The sequence below is a fragment of the Methylocaldum sp. genome, from assembly GCF_035627495.1.
Taxonomy (GTDB): domain Bacteria; phylum Pseudomonadota; class Gammaproteobacteria; order Methylococcales; family Methylococcaceae; genus Methylocaldum.
The window spans coordinates 1-6,956 of record NZ_DASPLO010000164.1 but is presented as its reverse complement, the minus strand read 5'-3'; the positions used below and the strand labels follow the sequence as shown (position 1 = coordinate 6,956).

At 51.4% G+C, this 6,956-nt stretch carries 6 protein-coding genes; 5 read left to right on the top strand and 1 reads right to left on the bottom strand.

All coding sequences use genetic code 11. The features are described 5' to 3' along the window. Positions 1-619 precede the first annotated feature (619 nt). The 5 genes from VEB01_RS14660 to VEB01_RS14640 all read left to right on the top strand — a co-directional run bounded on the left by VEB01_RS14660 (position 620) and on the right by VEB01_RS14640 (position 6,674). Positions 620-1,114 (top strand): YdcF family protein, encoded by a 495-nt coding sequence (locus VEB01_RS14660; protein WP_324876679.1) that lies wholly within the window; start codon positions 620-622, stop codon positions 1,112-1,114. A gap of 161 nt (positions 1,115-1,275) precedes the next feature. Beyond that, a complete protein-coding gene (locus VEB01_RS14655; protein WP_324876678.1) occupies positions 1,276-2,319 on the top strand; it encodes a hypothetical protein in 1,044 nt (347 codons plus the stop codon). 1,018 nt (positions 2,320-3,337) lie between these two features. Beyond that, a complete protein-coding gene (locus VEB01_RS14650; RefSeq protein WP_324876676.1) occupies positions 3,338-4,090 on the top strand; it encodes a hypothetical protein in 753 nt (250 codons plus the stop codon). 173 nt (positions 4,091-4,263) lie between these two features. Continuing rightward, positions 4,264-5,379, top strand: a complete 1,116-nt coding sequence (locus VEB01_RS14645) for a glycosyltransferase (RefSeq protein ID WP_324876674.1) — start codon at positions 4,264-4,266, stop codon at positions 5,377-5,379. 131 nt (positions 5,380-5,510) lie between these two features. Further along, a complete protein-coding gene (locus VEB01_RS14640; protein WP_324876672.1) occupies positions 5,511-6,674 on the top strand; it encodes a GNAT family N-acetyltransferase in 1,164 nt (387 codons plus the stop codon). Here VEB01_RS14640 and VEB01_RS14635 read toward each other — a convergent pair. After that, positions 6,636-6,956 (bottom strand): hypothetical protein (locus tag VEB01_RS14635; protein ID WP_324876670.1); only part of this gene is annotated, 321 nt, incomplete at its 5' end. The genes VEB01_RS14640 and VEB01_RS14635 overlap by 39 nt on opposite strands.

Sequence of the window (6,956 nt, the reverse complement as noted above, 5' to 3'; positions counted from 1 at the left end):
GCGTTCCACGGCCGAGCGCGCCTCGGCCGTCAGTTTCACTGCGTATTTCTGGGTTCGCATGATCGTCTCCTGGCTTCCAGACAATCATCAGACCCAAGACATGACCAAACATTGCACTGCTACCGTGGCGAAGCACTAGTCTTCGCGCATTTCGGCCGACTGGGTATCCTAAGTGTCGACCTGTCGGGCGCCTTTTTCTAAGCGTCAAGCAAGCCGCAGCGGCCCTGCTCTCATTGACGTGTTGGCGACACACTGGCTGTGTGTCGAACGGGGCTTGAGCTTGTCAACCGATTGGTTAAAGTTTCTGCAGAGTTGCGTGTGTTGCAGAATAGCCGCGGGGACGGCTGGTTAGATTCGCACGGCGCCGAATTGATGTTTGTCCATGCGGCCGCAAAGCCGACTGCCTTGAGGGATTGGGATGCAAGGAATGAATAACGCGCAGCGTCGATCCTGCTTCGGTTTGATACACCGGCGTCAATGTTGGCTGCCGACCGTTCGCGGCTGGCTTCTTCTTTTGCTCGTTCCCACGGGTTTAATGATTGTGGCCGCTCGATGGGCATATCCCTTTCTGTCGGTCAGCGATCCCGTTTTCGGAGGCGGTCTTGTTGCGGAGGGATGGATGCCGGATTACGCGATGGAGGAGGTCATCTCCGAATTCAAACGAAATCATTACAGCAAGATCTATGTCACCGGCGGTCCGATCGAGAGAGGGGCCCCGCTCCATGAATACAGAACGTCCGCCGAGGCCGGTGCCGCTACATTGATCAGGTTAGGGTTAAATGCGGACGTGGTCCGGGCGGTCCCGGCGCCGCTAATTCGAAAGGACCGGACCTATATCGCGGCGGTGGCACTAAAGAACTGGCTTCTTCAGCATGAGATAGCGGAGAGCAGTCTGACCGTGATATCACTCGGAGTGCATGCTCGCCGAAGCCGAGTATTGTTCCAAGAGGCGATGGGGCGGTCTACGCGCATCGGTGTCATCGCCATCGAGGATCGAAGTTATGACTCGAACCGCTGGTGGGAATCCAGCCAGGGGTTCCGAACCGTAACGGACGAGATAATCGCTTATGCGTACGTCAGACTGCTGTTCCAGCCGAGGAAGGAGCGGGTCTGATAGCGTGCAATTCCGGCCTTTGCCCGACGGCTCCAAATCCTTTCGGATTGAAGTCCTCGGTATGGCATGTTCTCGTCGTTCAGACTGGTTTCAAAAGGATATCGTTGGATTGAGATGCCACGGTTTTAAACCGGAATACCCATGTTTAAAAAGGGAGTTTTATGAGTAAACGGAACATTTTTTCGTACTGCTGGATCGGCACCGTCTTGGCCGTATGTTCTGGTTGTTTCAGGGTTGGAGACGCAGCGTCGCGATCGACAGAGCGCCCGACGGTTACGTTCTCCGGCGAATCGCGGTTCGATACACGCTATGTCCGTCCGTTTGGCGCGAACGCGCCGTGGAACAAGCCGGTGGCGGGGCTGCCGCGCCATCCCCAATCCAGCACCCTGGCCACTCGCCTGTGGACGTACGGCACGAACCGGCCGGGGAACTTCAACCTGTCCTTTACCGACTACACCTATCCGGTCTACCTGGCCAGCAACGCCCAAGGTACGTATCCGGTCCAGGGGCCGTCGGGTAAGCTCAACGGCACCAAGATCCCCTGGAACCCGAACTGGCAAGCAGCCACCGGGACCGATGGCCAGGTCATCGTCCTCGACCCGAAAAGCGGGCGCGAGTGGGACCTTTGGCAGGTGAGCTTCAACGGGTCCAGCATCCGCGTCTCGAACGGCAATCTGGTGCCGGGCTCGTACTTGACCAAGGAGGACGGCTTCAAACCCTCGCGCGGCTGCGGGATTCCTTATCTTGCCATGCTGGTGCGACCCGAGGAGATCGCCCAGGGCAAGATCGAACATGCCCTGTCCATGCCGAGCCGGAATACCGCAAAGGCCTTCGTGGCCCCCGCCACCAAATCGGACGGCCGGGAGACTGCGAACGGCATGCCCATGGGCACCCGGTTCGCGCTGAACATCACCGATGCGGAGATCGATGCCTGGGTGAAGTCCCTGCCGAGCCAATTGTCCGGCCAGACCCGCCGGGCGGCCCGGATCATTGCCGTGGCGCTTCGGGATTACGGCTGGTTCATCACCGATACGAGCGGCGGCGCGCATTTGCAGTTCGAGGATAACGCCACGGCGAAAGCCAAGTGGGTGGCCTTGGGGCTGGGGAGCCAATCCGTCAACTGGAAAAGCTACCCCGCCGACCTGCTCGACGGCTTGATCACGAAAAACCGCATCTACGCGATAGCGCCCAGCAACGAGCATTAGAAATAACGGCTTAGGCGCAATTGCGGCAAGTGCTCCGACCAGTGGAAGAAGCGGGTGCTGGCAACCGGTAATCTCTTATCCCAATCGAATCGGATACATGGCATTTCGCGAGCTTCTAAAGCGTTTTTCGTTTCGGTCTAGCGAGGTCGATATCCCGAAGCGCTGCCCAAGGTGCCGCTGACCGCGGCGATTGTTTTGGAGCTGGGAGCCGCCCCGCACGCGGGATACGCTGCAAAACCCTTCCTTGGGTTTTGCCCTTCGGGCCAGCCGTTGGCTGTCCAAATTTGTTCCGGACAAATTTGTCTTTTGCTTGGCCAAAAGAAAGTATCCAAAGAAAAGGCCACCCGGAGAGCGCCCTGATCCTGCGCATCGCCGCCTGGGATCGGGACCGACCGAAGACACCTCCCTATGCCTCGGTTGCCGCGCGGCATCGTGCCGCGCCCCTGGGCTAATCCGGTCCCAGGCGGCGATGCTCGGGGCCGCCCTAACGGGACGAAGACGGGTAGCGCCCGCGCTGGCGGGCGCTACACCAAATCAGAAAATGCTCTATCCGCATTACATAGTCTGCCCTGCTCGCTGGCCGATCCGCAAAGTCTTGGCGAGCGGATTTGCGCCGAGGCAATTTCGGGATTAATGGCCAATTCAAGACGTACTGGCAAATTCCGTCTTGACTCGGTTGCGGTGGACGCACTCGGACTGTCACTCAGGCGAGCATCATAGTTCCGGAATTGAAACCTACTCGCATAAGTAGACATCCTTAGGTAATTCTTCGATCTTTCATGCCCGCGGTTTGGCACGGGACAATGCATCCCGTGCATAAAGCTCAATATGCATTTTCGAAGTGGCGGAAGGAGTACTGGAACTTTACCTTTCTAAGCAAGTTCTCTCCCGGTTCGGAGAAGTATTGCCGGGAGCCGTTGACGGTGCTACGCGTCAAGCCTTTGCCTAAAGCAAAATAGGAACTTTGGGTAAATGTTGGAATTACCCTATATAAAAAACGTTAAAGGGAGCTAGTAACGTGGTACGACTTCATTCGGCTTTGAAAGCGGCTTCGTTGTGGGCTATGAGTTATGCCTCCGGGGTTCACACGCAATACACCCGATTCGCCCTTGTCGGGCACGCACGCACGGGTTCCAATCTCCTGGTGGATGTGTTCCGATCAAGCCCTGAAGTCGAGATGTACCATGAGATATTTAGTGCGGACAACCGTGTTATCGGGGAAGGATTTAATGGGGGTATATCCCGCTTTTATAACGAATATGCACGTTGCATACGTGCGGTTGGATGCAAGATTTTTTACAACCATTTGATAGATCACGAATGGTTGGAGTTTGAGCAATTAAAGGAATTCAAGATCATCCATTTGATGCGCCGCAATCGTCTAAGGACGCTTGTGTCCCTGGCCATTGCTTTCAAAACAGATGTTTGGTTGCAAACCAATCCTAGAAAAAAAGTTCCAGTGGAACAGAAGAGAGTCCATCTTGAGCCAGAAAACCTAATTGGACAGATTGAGCAAATTGAAAATTGGGAGTGTCAAACCCGTGATAGGTTTGCAGACCGGGACACACTAGAGATCTATTATGAAGATTTAGTTGATAACTTTAATGACATAGCCTCGAAGGCAATAACGTTCGTAGGTGCTGAGCGATGGAACTCAAATAGGATTGCATATAAAAAGCAGAATCCAGAGGCGCTCGACCAGCTTATTTCAAACTACGACGAAGTGAGCCAAGTATTAAACAATACACCGTGGGAAAAATACCTCGACTAGGAGTTATTTAATAATGAAGTTAAAAAGCAATATCTTCTAATGAAAGCTTTCTCAGAGGCTACTGATCAGGACTAAGGCTAAACTCAATACTGACGGCAAGGAAAACGGCTATTTTGTTGATCATAGATCAGAAACCTTTTTAAGTTAATTGCTAACAACCTCTTTCGAAGGCCATGTGTCAGAATGATCCTGTTTTAATTATCGATTTGGCGAAATTTTACGGGGGTACTGATGTACGTGTTACGGCCTTGGCACGAATGCTTCATAGGGAGCATCCCTATGCAGTCGCGACCTTGAAAGGTTCGGCATTGCATCAGCAGCTTAAGTCCACCGAGTTGGTTCTTTTGCCCGTACCTTTTTCGCGGGGCGATCCGCGCATCTTGCTTTACTTGTACCGCATGATTCGAGAAGGTGGCTATGCGGTGGTCGACGTACATAATCCACAATCCCAATTTTGGGGCGGATTGGCAGCGATATGGGCCGGCGCGAGGAGAAGAATCAGCACGGTGCACAGTACATACGGGCCTGAGCACGGCCCAACTCTGAAGGGCCGATTATATGAGCTGGTCTTGCATTTCAACTATTGGCTTGGTTTTCACTTCGTTGCCGTTTCAGAGTCGGTATATGGATATCTCTGCGAGTTGGGTATCCCTTCCGCAAGAATCTCGTTAATTCATAACGGCATCGACTATACCAGCGACCTGTTGCCCGGCCGGAATGCTCCGTTCTTTAAAGAGCTGGGATGGAGTGCCGAAGAGTTCGTGATAACGGTGGTTGCGCGGCTTGAATCGGTCAAAGGACACAGGTTCTTGTTTGAAGCACTAAGACGCCTAGCGAAAGAAAGGCCCCGGCTGCGATGCCTTGTCGTGGGGGATGGCCGCCTGCGAACCGAGTATGAAGAGCAGGTTAAAGCGGCGGACCTCCAAGACGTTGTTCATTTCGCCGGCTTCCGTAACGACATACCCGTTCTATTAAGCGGCAGCGACGCACTTTGCCTGCCATCCCTTTCCGAAGGCTTGCCGTATGCGGTCTTGGAAGCATGCAATTATCGTCTGCCCTTGCTCCTAAGTAAGGTAGGTGGCCTCGCCGAGCTGTTTGAGCATGGTAAAACCGCCTTTCTTGTGCCGCCCGCAGACATAAATTCGTTAGAGACCGGAATCTCCTGGCTCATGGATCATCCGAATGATGCAGCTGCGATAGGGGAGGCCGCTTTTCAGTTTGTGCAACAAAAATTTGGCACGAGTGAAATGTTTGAAAAGACGCTAGAAATCTATCAATCCGGTATTTAAAACTAATAATGTGTATTTTTTAAGAATCAACTGTTTATCGCTATGTAATTTTGCCAACCTGTCTATGTGACTGATAAAAAATGGGTATCCGTAAAAGGATTTAAAAATCAAAGGACCGCAGGATGTTTAGTATGTCGCAAAATGTCACAATTAAAACGTATCGAGGGCTATCCGGGTTGGATGAAATTGCTACGGAATGGGAATGTATAACTAATGCAATGGAATATAAGAGGTTCTTCCATCTCGCGGAGTGGTACTATTGCTATCTAAATTCATTGGAAGACGAGCCCAACACGGTGTTATTCACCGTGGTATATATAGACAATGATCCGGAAGCCATTTTTCCACTAAAGATATCATCACAACGAATGCTCGGATTGAAGATGAGAGTCCTACAGCTTCCGAGTCATCTTCACATGTGCCTCAATGATTTTGTGGTTGCTAAACCCGAACGCGTAAAAACTTACGTGCCTCTCGTTTTAAAGCATCTGAGAGAAATGCCGGACCTGTCCTGGGACTATATCTATCTCCCGCGTGTCCTTGAAGAATCATCCGCAGTTCTTGCACTAGCTGAACAATCTAACACACTGAATGTCCGAAGATCCTGTGAGCACTGCGACTATGTGGTTATGCGTCCTTATAATCTAATGTTCCAGGGATTTTCGAAAACTTTCAGAAGTAATATGAGGCGAGCTAGAAAACGTGCCGATGATTTAGGAAATATAACCTATACGTCTGCATCAAAGCGCCCGGAACTCGATATGGCCTATGAGGCTTTTTTGGATGTTGAAGCCTCCGGTTGGAAAGGGCAAAAAGGATCTGCTACAGCCATAAAAATAGACAAAAGGCTTGAGTCTTTTTATAGGCTTCTGATGGAGCGTTACTCCGGATCAGGTGGATGCGAAATTCATATTATGTGGCTTGATAAAAAGCCTATATCTGTGGAGTTTAGCCTTATTACAGATGACACCTTGTACACCCTAAAAATCGGTTATGACGAAAACTATTCATCCTGTAGTCCAGGTCATCTGCTTCGTGAGTATATTATGAATTATTATGAGAATAGGGGCGGAATTAGGTTTAATAATTTAATTACGGCGGCATCATGGCATACCGGGTGGAAGCCACAATGTTACAACGTATTTCATTACTATCTTTGTAGGCCGACCGTGCGAGGGTGGATTGCTTACATGTACCAACAGTCTCTCCTTCAAATCCGTCCGGCCTGGCTGATCCTGAAGCCTAAACTAAAGGCCTTAAATATTATACCAGGGCGGCGGCTGGTTCGTGCCTGACTGAAAAGCAACGGAGGTGCGATGGCAAAGTCGGATTAACGAATATCCAGGATGATCTTTATATGCTGTATTTGTAAGGATTTTTTTGGAAAGGCTATTAACATTGGTGCAGTAAAGCCTTTCTGAAACCATACGACACTCGGGAACCTCGAAAAACCCTTGCCATGAGAAAATAGCGGCCTTGTTCTTGAACCCGAGGCAGAGATGATCAAAGAAAGCCTGTTTGCTGTCGAGGAGCGTGAAGCCAAGCTCGACCACCTGGGCGATGTGCTGCCACTGATG